The organism is Micromonospora sp. USAFONa4, assembly GCF_057197825.1.
Genome location: NZ_CM170072.1, coordinates 1495110 through 1510095 on the forward strand (window position 1 = coordinate 1495110; position 14986 = coordinate 1510095).

13 protein-coding genes are annotated in these 14986 nt (G+C 75.1%); 5 read left to right on the plus strand and 8 right to left on the minus strand.

Annotated elements, in window-relative coordinates; all coding sequences use genetic code 11:
* Positions 1-19: 19 nt before the first annotated feature.
* The 6 genes from AC0OO9_RS06015 to AC0OO9_RS06040 all read right to left on the minus strand — a co-directional run bounded on the left by AC0OO9_RS06015 (position 20) and on the right by AC0OO9_RS06040 (position 5265).
* Positions 20-823 (minus strand): alpha/beta hydrolase, encoded by an 804-nt coding sequence (locus AC0OO9_RS06015; protein ID WP_484517865.1) that lies wholly within the window; start codon positions 821-823, stop codon positions 20-22.
* Between the two features lie 70 nt (positions 824-893).
* Positions 894-2300 carry a flavin-containing monooxygenase gene (locus tag AC0OO9_RS06020; protein ID WP_484516167.1) on the minus strand — a complete coding sequence of 469 codons (1407 nt, stop codon included), beginning with the start codon at positions 2298-2300 and terminating at the stop codon, positions 894-896.
* Positions 2301-2391: 91 nt separating this feature from the next.
* Entirely contained in the window at positions 2392-3099 is a 708-nt protein-coding gene (locus AC0OO9_RS06025) for an endonuclease/exonuclease/phosphatase family protein (RefSeq protein ID WP_484516169.1), read from the minus strand.
* Positions 3100-3109: 10 nt separating this feature from the next.
* Positions 3110-4057, minus strand: a complete 948-nt coding sequence (locus AC0OO9_RS06030) for an ROK family glucokinase (protein WP_484516171.1) — start codon at positions 4055-4057, stop codon at positions 3110-3112.
* Between the two features lie 76 nt (positions 4058-4133).
* Positions 4134-4778 carry a hypothetical protein gene (locus AC0OO9_RS06035; protein WP_484516173.1) on the minus strand — a complete coding sequence of 215 codons (645 nt, stop codon included), beginning with the start codon at positions 4776-4778 and terminating at the stop codon, positions 4134-4136.
* A 31-nt stretch (positions 4779-4809) separates the two neighbouring features.
* Positions 4810-5265, minus strand: coding sequence for an SRPBCC family protein (locus AC0OO9_RS06040; protein WP_421452255.1), 456 nt, complete (start codon positions 5263-5265; stop codon positions 4810-4812).
* Between the two features lie 194 nt (positions 5266-5459).
* Here AC0OO9_RS06040 and AC0OO9_RS06045 point away from each other — a divergent pair, with 194 nt between their 5' ends.
* The 5 genes from AC0OO9_RS06045 to AC0OO9_RS06065 all read left to right on the plus strand — a co-directional run bounded on the left by AC0OO9_RS06045 (position 5460) and on the right by AC0OO9_RS06065 (position 12421).
* The gene (locus tag AC0OO9_RS06045; protein WP_484516175.1) at positions 5460-7262 is read left to right on the plus strand and encodes an AMP-dependent synthetase/ligase; all 1803 of its coding nucleotides are present in this window, start codon (positions 5460-5462) and stop codon (positions 7260-7262) included.
* Positions 7263-7276: 14 nt separating this feature from the next.
* On the plus strand, positions 7277-8971 hold the full coding sequence (locus tag AC0OO9_RS06050; RefSeq protein ID WP_393164914.1) for a sensor histidine kinase: 1695 nt from the start codon (positions 7277-7279) through the stop codon (positions 8969-8971).
* Between the two features lie 7 nt (positions 8972-8978).
* Complete coding sequence (locus AC0OO9_RS06055; RefSeq protein WP_007072219.1) at positions 8979-9647, plus strand: response regulator transcription factor; 669 nt, start codon at positions 8979-8981, stop codon at positions 9645-9647.
* Between the two features lie 193 nt (positions 9648-9840).
* Entirely contained in the window at positions 9841-10650 is an 810-nt protein-coding gene (locus tag AC0OO9_RS06060; RefSeq protein WP_484516177.1) for an SAM-dependent methyltransferase, read from the plus strand.
* Between the two features lie 115 nt (positions 10651-10765).
* Positions 10766-12421 carry a putative bifunctional diguanylate cyclase/phosphodiesterase gene (locus AC0OO9_RS06065; RefSeq protein ID WP_484517866.1) on the plus strand — a complete coding sequence of 552 codons (1656 nt, stop codon included), beginning with the start codon at positions 10766-10768 and terminating at the stop codon, positions 12419-12421.
* A gap of 87 nt (positions 12422-12508) precedes the next feature.
* Here the strand turns inward: AC0OO9_RS06065 and AC0OO9_RS06070 are convergent, their stop codons facing one another.
* Positions 12509-13633 carry a glycosyltransferase family 4 protein gene (locus tag AC0OO9_RS06070; protein ID WP_484516179.1) on the minus strand — a complete coding sequence of 375 codons (1125 nt, stop codon included), beginning with the start codon at positions 13631-13633 and terminating at the stop codon, positions 12509-12511.
* A complete protein-coding gene (locus tag AC0OO9_RS06075) occupies positions 13630-14889 on the minus strand; it encodes a M48 family metallopeptidase (RefSeq protein ID WP_484516181.1) in 1260 nt (419 codons plus the stop codon). Before AC0OO9_RS06075 ends, AC0OO9_RS06070 begins: the two co-directional genes overlap by 4 nt.
* Between the last annotated feature and the right edge of the window lie 97 nt (positions 14890-14986).

A 14986-nucleotide genomic window follows, 5' to 3' on the forward strand; every position in this document is an offset into this window, starting at 1 on the left:
GCCGGTCGGCCTGCGGCGGTCAGGGCCGGCCGGTCGGCGCGGGGTGCTTCTCCAGCCAGTCCAGGATCGCGTCGACCGGCTCCCGCCACCGGGCGTCGAGCATCATGTCGTGCCCCATGCCGGGGAAGAGCAGCGGGGCGGAGCCGTACCGCCGGGCCGCCCGGGTCAGCGCCGCCGACGGCACCACCCGGTCGTCGGGGCTGCCCAGCACCAGCACCGGCGGGTCGCCCACCGCCGGCTCGGCGGCCCACCCGGTCAGCAGCTGCCACTGGGCGCGCCGGCCGGCCCGCCCCAGCCGGCCCGTGTAGCCCCGGGCCTCCGCCTCGGGCAGCTCCCGGCTGAACAGCTGCCGGCGGTGCAGCCGCAGCGGCCCGCCGAACACCGCCGGCAGCGTGCCGACCGGGTTGCGGCGCAGCGCCGCCCCGAACGTCGCCCAGCCGCCGAACACCGGCGCGACCAGCACCGCCGCCCGGACCGGGTAGCGGGCCAGTGCGTGGGCCACCACGAGCGCCCCGGCGCCGTGCCCCACCAGCACCGCCTGGCGCGGCAGGCCCGCCGCAACCTGGGTCACGTCGTGGGCGTACGCCCGCAGCGTCGCCTCCGGCGCCGGCCCGCTGTCGCCGTGCCCGCGCAGGCTCAGCGCGTACGCCGGGAAGCCCCGGGACGCGGCGTGGCCGAGCCAGTGCTCGGCGAACGCCCACGCGCCGTGCCCGAAGCCCGGTACGAAGAGCAGCGGCGGACGTCCCTGTTCCACCTCGGGGGTCGCGCCGAGCACCTCACGCCGGACCGGGCGGACCGGGCGGGCCCACTCCCGCCCGCGCATGATCCGCACCTGACTCACTGTTCCGGCCTTTCGTTCGCGACTGCGGGGCTCGCAAACTCACTCCTCGCGCTCACCGGTCCTCCAGGTCGTGCAGCGCGCGTTGGACCGCGCGCAGGTAGTCGGCGTGGCCCACCTCGAACCAGTGCCGGCTGCTGTCCTTGACGGGCCCGGCGTAGCGCTCCCCCGCCTTCGCCGACACCCGGGCGGCGAAGGCCGCCGCCCGGTCGGGACGGGTCACGCGCAGCCGCAGCAGCCGGGCGAAGAGCACCGACTGCCAGTGCGACAGGGGGAAGATCCCCGAGTCCGGCTGCACCAGCCCGGCCACGGCCAGCGTGGGGCGACCGGGGACGAAGGCGTTCAGCCAGAGCTTCGGGCGGCCCTCCCCCGCGTCGTCGCCGAGCACCTTCGGGTCGAGGAACTCGAAGCGCGGCAGGTACCCGGTCGCGAAGACGACCAGGTCCGGGTCGATCTCCCGGCCGTCGGAGAGCTCGACGGCGTACGGGTGGAAGCGGACGACGTCCGGCACCGGCGCGATCGCGCCGTGGCCCACGTAGTAGACGAGCTGGCTGTTGGCGATCGGGTGCGTCTCGTAGACCCGGTGGTCGGGCTTCGGCAGGCCGAACCGGGTCAGGTCGCCGACCGTCAGCCGCAGCGTCCAGTGGTAGAGCCACTGCCGCACCCGCAACGGCACGCGCAGCGCCAGCAGCGCGTCGTTGACCTGGTCGGCGGGGCGGCCGAGGACGTACTTCGGGGCGTACCAGTAGCCCCGGCGGGTCGAGTGCCAGCAACGCGACGCCTGCTGGGCGGCCTCGACGGCGATGTCGCAGCCGGTGTTGCCGGCGCCCACCACCAGCACCCGCTTGCCGCGCAGTTGCGCCGGGTCCTTGTAGGACGAGGCGTGCATGACCTCGCCCCGGAACTCCTCCAGCCCCTCGTAGCGGGGCAGCTTCGGCGACCAGTTGTGGCCGTTGGCGATCACCACGGCCGCATAGCGGGAGGTGCGTTCCGGGCCGTAGCCGCCGGTGCTGCGGGTGGTCACGTCCCAGCGGTCACCGGCCACGGGCTCCACCCGGACGACCTCGGTGCCGAACCAGATGTGCCCGCGCAGGTCGAAGTGGTCGGCGTACCGCTCGAAGTACGACAGCAGCCGGCTGTGGTGCGGGTAGTCCGGCCAGTCGTCCGGCATCGGGAAGTCGGGGAACTGGGTGAACGGCCGCGACGAGATCAGGTGCGTGCTCGCGTACACCGGGCTGCGGTCGTGCCGCCAGTTCCAGGCGCCGCCGACGCCGGTCTCCCGCTCGTAGCAGTCGACGCCGAAGCCGTGTTCCTTCAGGTTCTTGATCGCCGTCAGACCGCTGGCCCCCGCGCCGACGACGCAGACGGTGTCGCCCCGGTCGGAGACCGGCCGGCCGTCGCGGGTCAGGGCGAGAGTGCTCGCCTCCGGGTCGGGCCGGCCGTGGTCGGTGGAGGTGGACACCGGGATCTCCTTTTGTGCGGCACGAGTGCCGGGTCGCGCAGCATCCTCTCCACAACGGAGCGGGTTGTCCAGCCCCGGCCGCGACGGACGGTCAGTCGGCGGCCGGCAGCAGCAGGTCGACCAGGACCGGGAAGTGGTCGCTGGCGCGGCGGGTCTGCGGGGTGTCCACCACGTCGTAGTCGACCACCGTGATCCGCGGATCGACGAAGAGGGCGTCGATGCGCCGCCGGGGGTCCGCGCAGGAGTAGGTGAGCCGGTCGGCCCGGTCCATCGCCACGGCGGCGTCGGTCAGCCCGCGCGCCACGGTGGCCCAGGCCGGCCCGTCCGGCCCCTCGTTCAGGTCGGCCGCGGCGACCACCGGGGTGGTCGCGGCGTCCAGCTCGCGCTTGAACAGCTCGGCCTGCGCGGGCCGCTCGGCCGGGTCCGTGGACAGGTGCGACCCGGCCAGGGTGAACCGGGCCGCGCCGGCGACCACGCACTCGGCGTACGCGGCGCCGCGCAGGTGCCGGCCGGGGGTGAGCGGGAAGCGCTGGCAGCGGTCGGCCACCACCCGCACCCGCAGGCTGGTCAGCAGCAGGTTGCCGAGCGCGGGCAGCCCGCCGGCGGCCACCACCAGGCCGAAGGACTCCGCCAGCGCCGCCGACTTCTGCCGCCACCGGAACCGGCGCGGCCCCTCCTGCACGATCACCACGTCCGGCCTGACGTCGCGGACCACCGCCGCCAGCGCGGCCGTGTCGTCGCGCTGGCTGTGGATGTTGTACGACACGACGCGCAGCGGCACGCCCGGACTCTGCGTCACGGTCACCGCCTCAGATCCGGCGGGCCAGGTCGGCGGCGCCGATGACGCCGGCGGTGTTGCCCAGCTCGGCCGGACGGATCTCGGCGACGGGGAGGCGGCTGCGCTGGGCGAGCGCGGTGGCGAACGACCTGCGGGTCGGGCCGAGCAGCAGGTCCCCGGCCTCGATCACCCCGCCGCCGACGACGAGCACCTGCGGGTCGAGGATCTGTGCCATGTCGGCGAGGCTGGTGCCGAGCCACCGGCCGACCTGCGCGAACGCCTCGGTGGAGACCGGGTCGCCGGCCTGCGCGGCGGCGGTGACCATGGGCCCGGTGACCGCCTCGGCCTCGCCGCCGGCCAGCTCCAGCAGGCCGGTGGCGCGGTGCGGCTCCTGCCGGGCGGCGGCACGGGCGAACCGCACCAGGGCGCTGCCGCTGGCGTACTGCTCGATGCAGCCGAGCCGGCCGCAGCCGCACTGGTGGCCGTCCGGCACCGTCAGCATGTGGCCCAGCTCGGCGGCGATGCCGTTGGCACCCCGCAGCAGTTCCCCGCTGAGCACGATGCCGCCGCCGACGCCGGTGCCGATGGTGAACATGACCATCGAGTCGTCGGCCTCGCGGGCCGCGCCGTAGCGGAACTCCGCCCAGGCCGCCACGTTGCCGTCGTTCTCCACGATCACCGGCAGGCCGGTGGCGGCGCTGACGTAGTCGCGCAGCGGCTCGTCCCGCCACGCCAGGTTCGGAGCGAACAGCACGGTCGAGCGGCTGGCGTCGATCCAGCCGGCCGCGCCGATGCCGACCGCCTCGATCGCATGCCCGGAGGCCAGCTCGCGGACCAGTTCGATGATGACGTCGCGGGTCTTGGCGACATCGTCGGCGGGGGTGTCCCGTCGGGCCTGCACGAGGACCGTGCCGGCGGCGTCCACGACACCACCGGCCACCTTCGTGCCACCGACGTCGACTCCGATGGTCAGCGTCACCGCCGCCACTCCCCTCTGCTGTGCTGCCCGCACCGGCGCCGGCGGACGACCGGCGCGTGGTCGGGATGTGCGTTGGTCAGGCCCCGTCGCCCGGAGGTTGCCCGCCCTCGTCCCCCGGTGCCCGGGACGTGGGGACCACGGGCCCGTCGGTGGACGTCCGGACGGTCCCCGGGGCGGCCTGCCCGGCGACGTCGACGGGCGGTACGGCGGCCGGGGCGGCCTCGTCCTCCGCCCGCGTGGCGGCGGACCAGACGTCCCGTTCCGGTGCCGGCTGAGAATCATGCCCGCTGCGGGTGGCCTCGCGCCACACGTGGTCGTCCCCGCCACCCGGACCCGGGGTGGCCGCCGGCCCGGCGGGGGCGTCGGCGGAGGGCTCGGGCGGGGTGAACGCGCGCAGCAGGCTGGCCACACCGGCGGCCAGGTCGCCCGCGCCGGTGGCGAGGCGCTCGGCGAACTCGGGACTCGGATCGCGCAGGGCGGCGATGCCCCGGCAGACCGGGCAGACGCAGCACTCGGCCGCGCCGGTGGCGAAACCGCCCGCGGGCGGCCCCGCCGACGCACCCGGGCTGCCGCTGTGACCGAGGACACTCGACACGATCCCACCGAGCGGACCCCACTGGCCGCCCTTCGAGCCGGCCGCGGCCAGCCGGGCGGCGGCCAGCGCCGTGGCGACCAGACGTTCGGCCTCTTCCCGGGCCGAACCCGGATCCGTTGCACCCATGGTCGGCTCCCCTACCCTGCCGCCGGCCGCGTCACTGCGCCGCGCCGGATGCTTCTACCCGGCGCTTGAGCTGCTTCAACGCGGTATCCATGATCATTTTTTCGGCCTTGCGGCGGAACATGCCGAGCATCCCGACGGAGAGCTCGACCTCCAGGGTGTAGGTCACCGTCGTGCTGCCGTCCGGGTTGCCGTCCAGGTCGTACGAGCCGCGCTGGAACTTCTGCATCTTCGAGGGCGCCACCAGGTGCCACTCGATCCGGGAGAGGTCCTCGGCGTACTCGTAGGCCAGCACGTACTCGTCGGCCATCACGCCAGCGTCGATGGTGAACCGGACCTGGCTGGCGTAGCCGTCCTCGTACTCCTCGATCACCTCGACCCGCCGCATCGCCTCGGTCCACTCCGGGTAGCTCGGGAAGTCGCAGATGACCGCCGCCACCCGCTCCGGTGACGCGCCGACGACGATCGACTGGGTGGAGGTGTCCGCCATGCAGGGAGGCTACCCGGCACCGGCGGCGCCCACGCCGCGCCGCCCCCGGCACGCCGGATCGAGGCGTCCGGCGGCGACCGGCGGGCAGCCTGGGCGACCTGCCTTTTCGCCCCGGCCGCCGGGGCGGGTAGGTTTCGACGGAGCCGACCCGTGGTGGCGGCCCGCCCGGCCAGTGTGAGCACGAGGGAGTGCAGGTGCGCGAGTTCTCCGTCCCGCCGATCGTCACCGTCGGCGACGCGGCCAACCTCACCGACCCGGTCTGGGACAACGCCGAGGTCGCCCCGGACGCGGTCCAGTTCGTCCGCCCCACCGGCGCGGGGGGCACCTGGGCCGACGTCACCTGCCGGCAGTTCCGCGACGAGGTCGTCGCGGCGGCCCGGGGCCTGGTGGCCGCCGGCGTCCAGCCCGGCGACCGGGTCGGCCTGATGAGCCGCACCCGCTACGAGTGGACCCTGCTGGACTACGCGATCTGGGCGGCCGGCGCGGTCACCGTGCCGATCTACGAGACCTCCAGCCCCGACCAGACCGCCTGGATCCTGTCCGACTCCGGCGCGGTGGCCTGCGTGGTGGAGAGCAGCGCGCACGCCACCCTGGTCGCCGGCGTCCAGGACCGGCTGCCCGACCTGCGTCACGTCTGGCAGATCGACCTCGACGCCGTGGCCGAACTGGTCCGGGCCGGCGAGGCGGTCGACCCCACGGAGATCGACCGGCGGCGGGCCGCCGTCCGCGCCGACGACCTCGCCACCATCATCTACACCAGCGGCACCACCGGCCGCCCCAAGGGCTGCGTGCTGACCCACCGCAACATGTACGCCGACATCGCCAACGCCGTGCCGGTGCTGCCCAACCTCTTCCGGCCGGGCGCCTCGACCCTGCTCTTCCTCCCGCTGGCGCACGCCTTCGCCCGGCTCATCCAGATCGGCGTGGTGCAGGCGCGGGCCACCATGCGGCACTGCGCGGACACCAAGAACCTGGTCGGCGAGTTGCAGGAGTTCCGCCCCACCTTCGTGCTCTCGGTGCCCCGGGTGTTCGAGAAGGTCTACAACGGCGCCAAGCAGAAGGCCGAGGCCGACGGCAAGGGCAGGATCTTCGCCCGCGCGGAGCAGGTCGCCATCGCGTACAGCGAGGCGCTGGAGACCCCCGGCGGCCCCGGCCTGGCGCTACGCGTGCAGCACGCGCTCTTCGACAAGCTGGTCTACCGCAAGCTGCGGGCGGCGCTCGGCGGCCGGTGCCGCGACGCCATCTCCGGCGGCGCCCCGCTCGGCGCGCGGCTCGGCCACTTCTTCCGCGGCATCGGCGTGAACGTGTGCGAGGGCTACGGCCTGACCGAGACCTCCCCCGCCGCCGCCGCGAACCTGCCCGACGCCACCCGGATCGGTTCGGTCGGCCGGCCGCTGCCGGGGGTCACCATCCGGATCGACGACGACGGCGAGATCCTGATCGCCGGCGATCTGATCTTCAAGGGCTACTGGCGCAACGAGGCGGCCACCGCCGAGGCGCTCAGCGCGGACGGCTGGTTCCGCACCGGCGACCTGGGCCAGCTCGACGACGACGGCTTCCTGAGCATCACCGGCCGGAAGAAGGAGATCATCGTGACGGCCGGCGGCAAGAACGTCGCCCCGGCCGTGCTGGAGGACCAGGTCCGGGCCCACCCCCTGATCAGCCAGTGCGTGGTGGTCGGCGACCGGGCGCCGTTCATCGCCGCGCTGGTCACGATCGACGAGGAGGCGCTGCCGCGCTGGCTCGCCTCGGCCGGCCTGCCCGAGGACACCCCCGTCGAGAAGCTGCGCGACCACGACGGGCTGCGCGCCGAGATCCAGGGCGCCGTCGACGCCGCGAACCAGGCGGTCTCCAAGGCCGAGGCGATCAAGGTGTTCCGGATCCTGCCGCGCGACTTCACCGAGGCGACGGGCGAGCTGACCCCGTCGCTGAAGGTCAAGCGCCAGGTGGTGCACAAGTCGTACGCGGCGGAGATCGCCGACATCTACCGGGCCTGACTACGATCCGTCACGTGCCCGCCTCGACGCCCCCCCGGCCCCAGCCGCATCCCCTCGCCGCCGCCGCGCGCGTGGTCATGCTGGCGCTCGTCGCCGTCCTGACCCTGTACGCCACGCACGACCCCGGCCAGCTCTGGTGGATCGCGCTGCTGGCGGTCGCCGGGCTGCCCGCCCTGCTGGCGCCCGAACACCGGCCCGTCGGCCCGCTCAGCCGGGTCGCCGAGGTGCTGGTGCTGGGGCTGGCCGCGAGCCAGGTCGCCGCCGTGGCCACCGTCGGCGGGGACGTCGGCGGGCTGGGCGCCTCGGCGGTGCTGCCCTACCTGGCGGTCCCGGTGACCGTCACCGCGCTGCGCCGCCGGTTCCGCGAGGGCGTCGCCCTGCTGGCCGTCGCGGCGGCCACCCTGCTGGTGGCGGGTGCCCTCACCGAGACCGACGGCCAGCGGCAGATCGGCGAACTCGGCTACCTGGTGATCTGCGCCCAGTGGCTGATCCTGGCCGGGCTCGGCCTCGCCGCTGCCAGCGGCCTGCACCGGGTCATGCAGGTCCGCAACGAGGGCAAGCCGCAGCCGTACGCCGAGGCGACCCGGCTGCTCACCCAACTGCGTACCGTGGCCCGGCAGCTGCCCGGGGCCACCCTGGACCCGGGCGGCATCTCCGAGCACCTGTTGGAGGAGCTACGCACCGTGGCCCGGGCGGACCGGGCGGCCGTGCTGTCGGCCAGCGGCGGCGGCCGGCTGGTGGTGCTCGCCCAGGTGGGCGTGGAGCGGGTCGACTGGGAGACGACGCTGGACGCGGACTCGGCCATCGCCGACGCGTGGGCCAGCCAGCAGCCGCACACCGCCGCCCGCTCGCAGGCCCGGTCGCACCGCGGTGGCGACGTGTCCGCCCTGATCGTGCCGCTGGTGGCCGGGGTGCGCACCGTCGGGCTGGTGGTGCTGGAGGCGGACGCGGCGCAGGCATACCCGCCCGGCGTGGTGTCCCGGGTAACCGGCCTGACCCGCCCGGCCGCCCTGCGGCTGGAGGCGGCGCTGCTCTTCGACGAGGTCCGTTCGCTGGCGACCAACGAGGAGCGGCAGCGGCTGGCCCGGGAGATCCACGACGGGGTGGCGCAGGAACTGGTGATGGTCGGCTACGGCATCGACAACGCCCTGGCGTACGTCGACGAGGACCCGCAGGAGACCGCCGAGGCGCTGCGCACGCTACGCGGCGAGGTGACCCGGGTGATCACCGAGCTGCGGCTGAGCCTCTTCGAGCTGCGCAGCGAGGTGGACCGGCACGGCGGCCTGGCCGCCGCGATCGCCGAGTACGCCCGCACGGTCGGCGCCTCCGGCGGGCTGCGGGTGCACCTGTCCCTGGACGAGTCCACCGCGCGGCTGCCCGCCGCCACCGAGGCCGAGTTGCTGCGCATCGCCCAGGAGGCGGTCACCAACGCGCGCAAGCACGCGGGCGCGTCGAATCTCTGGGTCACCTGTGAGGTCGACCCCCCGTACGCGCAAATCGAAGTGTCGGATGACGGTCAGGGGATCGCTGACCAGCGGTCCGACGGGCACTACGGTCTTGCGATCATGGCCGAGAGGGCGGAACGTATCCGGGGCCGGTTGGAGATCAGGCCGCGGCAACCGAGCGGCACGACCGTGGCGGTGGTGCTCGGCTCCTCGCCCCGGCGCGATAACGTGCGCGGTAGCGCAGCGGCAGTAGAAGGGGAGTAACCCGAGGATGACCACAAGTCCGACACCGGCCACCCGTACCAAGGTCCTCCTTGTCGACGATCACGACCTGATCCGCAAGGGCCTGCGGCACGCGTTCGAGCGCGACCGGCAGTTCGAGGTCGTCGGGGAGGCCGCCACGGCGGCGGAAGGGGTGCGCCAGGCGGGTGCGCTGCAGCCGGACGTGGTGATCATGGACCTGCGCCTGCCCGACGGCAGCGGCCTGGAGGCCACCCGGGCGCTGCGCAAGTCGAGCGCCTCGATGGGCATCGTCGTGCTCACCATGTACGCCGGCGACGACCAGCTCTTCGGCGCCCTGGAGGCCGGGGCCAGCGCCTTCGTGCCCAAGACCGCGCCGGCGGACGAGGTGGTCGCCGCCGCCCGGCACGCCGCCTCCTCCCCCAGCGCCTTCACGGCCGCCGACCTGGCCGAGGCGATGAAGCGCCGGCTGGCCCCGTCCGGGCCGCAGCTCTCCCCGCGCGAGGGGCAGGTGCTGCGGCTGCTCGCCGACGGGATGAGCGTGGCGGGCATCGCCAAGCAGCTCTTCGTCAGCGAGTCCACCGCCAAGACCCACATCTCGAAGCTCTACGAGAAGCTGGGCGCGGCGAACCGGGCCCAGGCGCTGATGACCGCGCTGCGGCTCGGTCTGCTCGAGGCGCCGGACGCCCCGAAGTTCTGACCGCTCCCGCCGGGAGCCCGACGACGTACCACCGACGGGTCCGCGACCGCCGAAGGGCGGCGCGGACCCGTCGTCGTCGCATCGCGCGGCGGCGTCGAAGCGTTCGCGGCGCGCTATGGTCTCCCGGGCGGTCAGCCGGCAGAATACCGGCGCGGGCAACGGTGTCCCGCACACCGACAGGAGGGGTGAACGCATGCAGCGGCCGGACTGGGCACCCGACGAGATCGACATCGAACGCCCCAGCGTGGCCCGCATGTACGACTACTACCTCGGCGGCTCGCACAACTTCGCGGTCGACCGGGCGGCGGCCCAGGCGATGGTGGCGGCGGTGCCGGAGGCCCCGCTGATGGCGCAGGCGAACCGGGCGTTCCTCCGCCGGGCGGTGCAGTTCCTCCTCGACGCCGGCGTCCGGCAGTTCCTGGACATCGGCTCGGGCATCCCGACCGTCGGCAACGTGCACGAGATCGCCCAGCGCGGGGCCTCCGACGCCCGGGTGGTCTACGTCGACGTGGACCCGGTGGCGGTGGCCCACAGCCGGGAGATCCTGGAGGGCAACGACCGTGCCGTGGTGGTGCAGGAGGACCTGCGCCGTCCCGAGCGCATCGTCGCCCACCCCGACGTCCGCCGGCTGCTCGACTTCGACCAGCCGATCGCCGTGATGATCGTGGCGGTGCTGCACTTCGTGCCCGACGACGACCGGCCGGCCGAACTGCTGCGGACGCTGCGCGAGGCGCTGGCGCCGGGCAGCTACCTGGTGCTGTCGCAGACCAGCGGCGACGGCCGTGGTGACGACGAGCGGGCCGACGCCGAACGGGTCTACCGGCGGACCGACAATCCGCTGTGGATCCGCAGCCGCGGCGAACTCACCGCCCTCTTCGACGGCTTCGAGCTGGTCGACCCCGGCGTGGTCTGGGTGCCGCAGTGGCGCCCGGATTCCCCCGACAGCGCCGAGGACGCCGAGCGGGCGGCCTTCATCGGCGGCGTCGGGCGACTCGGTGGCTGAGCCGCCCGGGGCGACCACCGTCGCCCCGACCGGCACCACCGTGCGGCACCCGTCCCGCCCGGGCACCTTCGCCCGGGCGTGGGCCAAGGCCGTCTCCGGCACCAGTTACCTGCCGATGACCCAGGCCCAGCTGGAGGCGCTGCTGCAACGCCTCACCGAGGAACTCGCGGCGGCGCTGCTGGCCGAGCCGATCGACCTGCGGGTCGGCCACCGGGTGGGCACCGAACTGGTGGCCGCCCACATCGCCTCGGCCGAGGCGCTGGGTCGTACGGTCGAGGTCGTCCAGCTCCGGCTGGCCCGCGACCTCGGCCTGGTCGAGGAGGAGGTCGAGGACCGGCTGGCCCGGCTGCTGGCCGCCGTGACCACCGGTTACGCCCGCGCGATGCGGGACCGGACGCTGGACGAGCAGGAGACGATCCGCCGGGCCGCGATGACCGCCCGGGCGGAGGCCGAGCGGGCGTTGCGCAGCAGCGAGGCGCGCTTCCGCCACCAGGCCACCCACGACCCGCTGACCGACCTGCCCAACCGCACGCTGTTGACGGAGCGCCTCAGCGCGGCCATCGACTCGCCCGCCGGGGGCTCGGCGCGCCTCGGCGTCTGCTTCCTCGACCTCGACCGCTTCAAGGTGGTCAACGACTCGCACGGGCACCAGGTCGGCGACGGGCTGCTGGTGGCCGTGGCGGACCGGCTCCGCCTGGCCCTCGACGGGCACCTGGTCGCGCGGCTCGGCGGGGACGAGTTCGTCGTCCTGGTCGAGGGCACCACCGGCACCGACGACGCCGTCGCCGTCGCCGAGGCCGCCCTCGCGGCGGTACGCGAGCCGGTGCTGGTGGACGGCCACGAGCTGAGCGTCTCGGCGAGCATCGGCATCGTCGAGCGGGAGGTCGCCGGCACCTCCCCCGGTGACCTGATGCGGGCGGCCGACAGCACGCTGCACTGGGCGAAGGCTGCCGGTGGCGCCCGCTGGGCGCTCTACGACGCCGACCGGGACCGCCAGGACCTGGCCCGGTACGCGCTCTCCGCGGCCATCCCCGCGGCGCTGGAGCGGGGCGAGTTCTACCTCGACTTCCAGCCGCTGACCTCGCTGCGCGACGGCCGCGTCCTCGGGATGGAGGCCCTGGTGCGCTGGCGGCACCCCGAGCTGGGCGTCCTGCGGCCCGACAGCTTCATCGGGCTGGCCGAGGAGACCGGGCTGATCGTCCCGCTCGGCGGGTGGGTGCTGGCCGAGGCGTGCCGGCAGGCCGAGAGCTGGGCCGTCGGCACCGGGCCGGCCCCCTTCGTCAGCGTCAACCTGGCGGTGCGACAGGTGCGCCGCGCCGGCCTGGTGCAGGAGGTGCGCGCGCTGCTGCGGCACACCGGCCTGTCGCCGGAACGGCTCCAGTTGGAGATCACCGAGAGCACCATGATGAGCACCGCCGAGGAGCCGGTCCGGGCCCTGCGGGTGCTCGCCGACCTCGGCGTCCGGATCGCCATCGACGACTTCGGCACCGGCTACTGCAACCTGGCGTACCTGCGGGACCTGCCGGTGACCGAGCTGAAGGTGGCCGGGGAGTTCGTGGCCGGGCTGCGGGCGCCGGAGGCCCGGGCCGACGAGCGGATCCTCGCCTCGCTCGTCTCGCTGGCGCACGCGCTGGACCTGACCGTCACCGCCGAGGGTGTGGAGACGGCCGCGCAGGCGGAGCGGCTGCGGGCGATCGACTGCGACGCCGGCCAGGGCTGGCACTTCGGCCGCCCGGACTCCGCCGAGCGCGTCCTGGCCCGCCTGCGCTGACGGGTCACCCGTCCGCCGCGCGGGCCAGCTGGCACGCCACCGCCCGGGCCGGGTGCGGACACCGCCGCTGAGCCCGTCGTGCGGCCGTCAGCCGGCGAGCAGGGCGGCCATCCGCTGCGCCTGTGCCTCCCAGCGCCACTCCCGCTCCACCCACGCGCGACCGGCGGCACCGAACTGGCGGGCCAGGTCCCGGTCGGCGAGCAGCGTGGCCACCCGGTCGGCGAGCTGGGCGACGTCGCGGCCACGGACCACGAAACCGGTCTCGCCCTCGCGGACCGCGTCCGGCGCGCCGCCGGAGTCGCCGGCGACCACCGGCAGGCCGGTCGCGGAGGCCTCCAGGTAGACGATCCCGAGCCCCTCGACGTCCAGGCCCCGGTTGCGGGTGCGGCAGGGCATGGCGTAGACGTCGCCGGCGGCGTAGTGGGCCGGCAGTTCGGCCGACGGCACCGAGCCGGTGAAGACCACGTCCCGGTCGACGCCCGTCTGGCGGGCCAGCTTCTCCAGCGTGGCCCGGTAGGGCCCGCCGCCGACCACGAGCAGCGCGGCGTCGGGCACCCGGCGGCGGATCTCGGGCATCGCCCGGATCAGCATGTCCTGCCCCTTGCGCGGCACCAGCCGGGACACGCAGACCACCACCGGGCGGTCGGCCAGCCCGAGCCGGAGCCGGACCGGTTCGCCGTCGACCGACGGGTGGTAGGCGTCCACGTCCACCCCGGGCGCGAGCCGGTGCAGTTCGGTCACCCCGTGCAGCGCCCGCTCCAGCCGCACCCGGGTGTACTCGCCCAGGTAGGTCGTCACGTCGACCCCGCGCCCGATCCGCCGTAACGCGGCCCGGGCGGCCGGCAGCGCGGCCCAGCCGACCTCGTGCCCGTGGGTCAGCGCCACCGCCCGACGGATGCCCGTCCGGCGGCGCAGGCCCGCGGCGAGCAGCCCGAGGGGGGCCGCCGCGCCGAACCACACCGTGTCGCAGTCGTACGCGCGCGCCAGGCGGGCCGCCCGGCGGGCCACGAGCGGCGTGGGCAGCAGCACCCGGGTGCGGTCCCGGACCACGTCGAACGGCTGGTCGGCGTCGAACTTCTCCGCGCCCCGCCACGTCGAGGCGTAGACGACCACCGACCCGGCGGGCTGGCGCACCGCGAGGTTGTGCACGAAGGACTGGATGCCGCCGGGGCGCGGCGGGAAGTCGTTGGTGATCAGCAGCGTACGGCTCATCGGCCGGCCTCCCTGGCGTGGGCGCGGGCGGCGGCCATCCGCTCGACCGTGGACGGGTGCGTGGCGGAGTAGAGGTACTCCCAGCGTGGCGGATCGGGGTCGGCGAGGTTGATGCCGGCGAGCCGCCGCTGCATCGCCTCGAAGGCGGCCGGGTCGCCGGTCAACGCGAGCGCGTGCGCGTCGGCGCGCGCCTCCACCCGCCGCGACATCAGCGCCTGGGCCGGCGCGGAGACCAGCCCGGCCACCGTCACCAGGGCCACCAGCAGGGGGAACGCGCGCGGCTGGGCGACCGAGTCGACGCCCGCCAGCCGCAGCAGCGGGCCGGCGGAGCCGAGCAGGTAGAGCGCGACCACCGCGGCGGCGGCGCCCAGCGCCCCGGTCAGCGTGCCGACCGCGACGTCCCGGTCCTTGGCGTGCCCCAGCTCGTGGGCCACCACGGCGGTCACCTCGGCCGGCGTCGCCTCGCGCAGCAGCGTGTCGTAGACCACCACCCGCCGGGTCGGCCCGAGCCCGGAGACGTACGCGTTGACCGCCCGGGTGCGGCGCGAGGCGTCGGCTACCAGCACGTCGCGCACCGGGACCCCGTCCCGGGCCGCCAGCTGTGTCAGCTCGGTGCGCAGCGGGCCCTGCTCCATCGGGGTGAACCTGTTGAAGACCGGCTCCACCAGCACCGGCAGCACGAAGGAGAGCAGCACCACCAGGGTCGCCGCGCCGGCCGCGCCGAACGCCCACCACCAGCGCGGCGACAGCCGGACGACGGTGTAGAAGCCGAGCAGCGCCACCGCGCCGATGACGGCGCTGACCGCGTACGACTTGAGCAGGTCGACGGTCCAGCCGCCCCAGCCGTTGGTGCTCAGTCCGTAGCGGGTGAGCACGCCCTGCCGCCAGGCGGCGAACGGGAGGGTCACCAGGTCGGCGACGAGCACCACGCCCAGCCCGCCGAGGACGGCCTGGGCGGCCCAGTGGTCGCCGAACGGGCGCCCGGCCAGCTCGACGAGCCGGCTGCCCAGCGGGGTCAGGCCGAGCAGCAGGGCCACCAGCAGGCCGATCGCGATGGCGGCCCAGCCGGCGGGGCGCAGCGCGGAGCGGAACTCCCGGCTGCGGGCCACCTGCTCGGCGGGGAGGTCGCCCAGCGCGGCGAGCTGGTCGGCCCGGGGAGCCGGCGGCCGGTGCCACGGGATCAGCAGCGCCGCCGCGACGAGGAGGGCGAGGGTCAGCCCGGCGAGGGTGAGCAGGGCCCAGCCGCGCGGGGTCACCGCGGCCGTCCTGGCGCCGCGTCGTCGCGAGCAGTGCGCATCCGTACCCGCGTCATGCCGCCGCTCCCTCCGCCGTGACCGCCCATCCTATTGCCCG

What these genes read in the sequence shown, in the direction of transcription:
- AC0OO9_RS06055 (WP_007072219.1), top strand. Translation starts at nt 8,979, where the DNA reads ATGACCACAAGTCCGACACCGGCCACCCGTACCAAGGTCCTCCTTGTC.
- AC0OO9_RS06070 (WP_484516179.1), bottom strand. Translation starts at nt 13,633, where the DNA reads ATGAGCCGTACGCTGCTGATCACCAACGACTTCCCGCCGCGCCCCGGC.
- AC0OO9_RS06015 (WP_484517865.1), bottom strand. Translation starts at nt 823, where the DNA reads ATGCGCGGGCGGGAGTGGGCCCGCCCGGTCCGCCCGGTCCGGCGTGAG.
- AC0OO9_RS06060 (WP_484516177.1), top strand. Translation starts at nt 9,841, where the DNA reads ATGCAGCGGCCGGACTGGGCACCCGACGAGATCGACATCGAACGCCCC.
- AC0OO9_RS06035 (WP_484516173.1), bottom strand. Translation starts at nt 4,778, where the DNA reads ATGGGTGCAACGGATCCGGGTTCGGCCCGGGAAGAGGCCGAACGTCTG.
- AC0OO9_RS06040 (WP_421452255.1), bottom strand. Translation starts at nt 5,265, where the DNA reads ATGGCGGACACCTCCACCCAGTCGATCGTCGTCGGCGCGTCACCGGAG.
- AC0OO9_RS06065 (WP_484517866.1), top strand. Translation starts at nt 10,766, where the DNA reads ATGACCCAGGCCCAGCTGGAGGCGCTGCTGCAACGCCTCACCGAGGAA.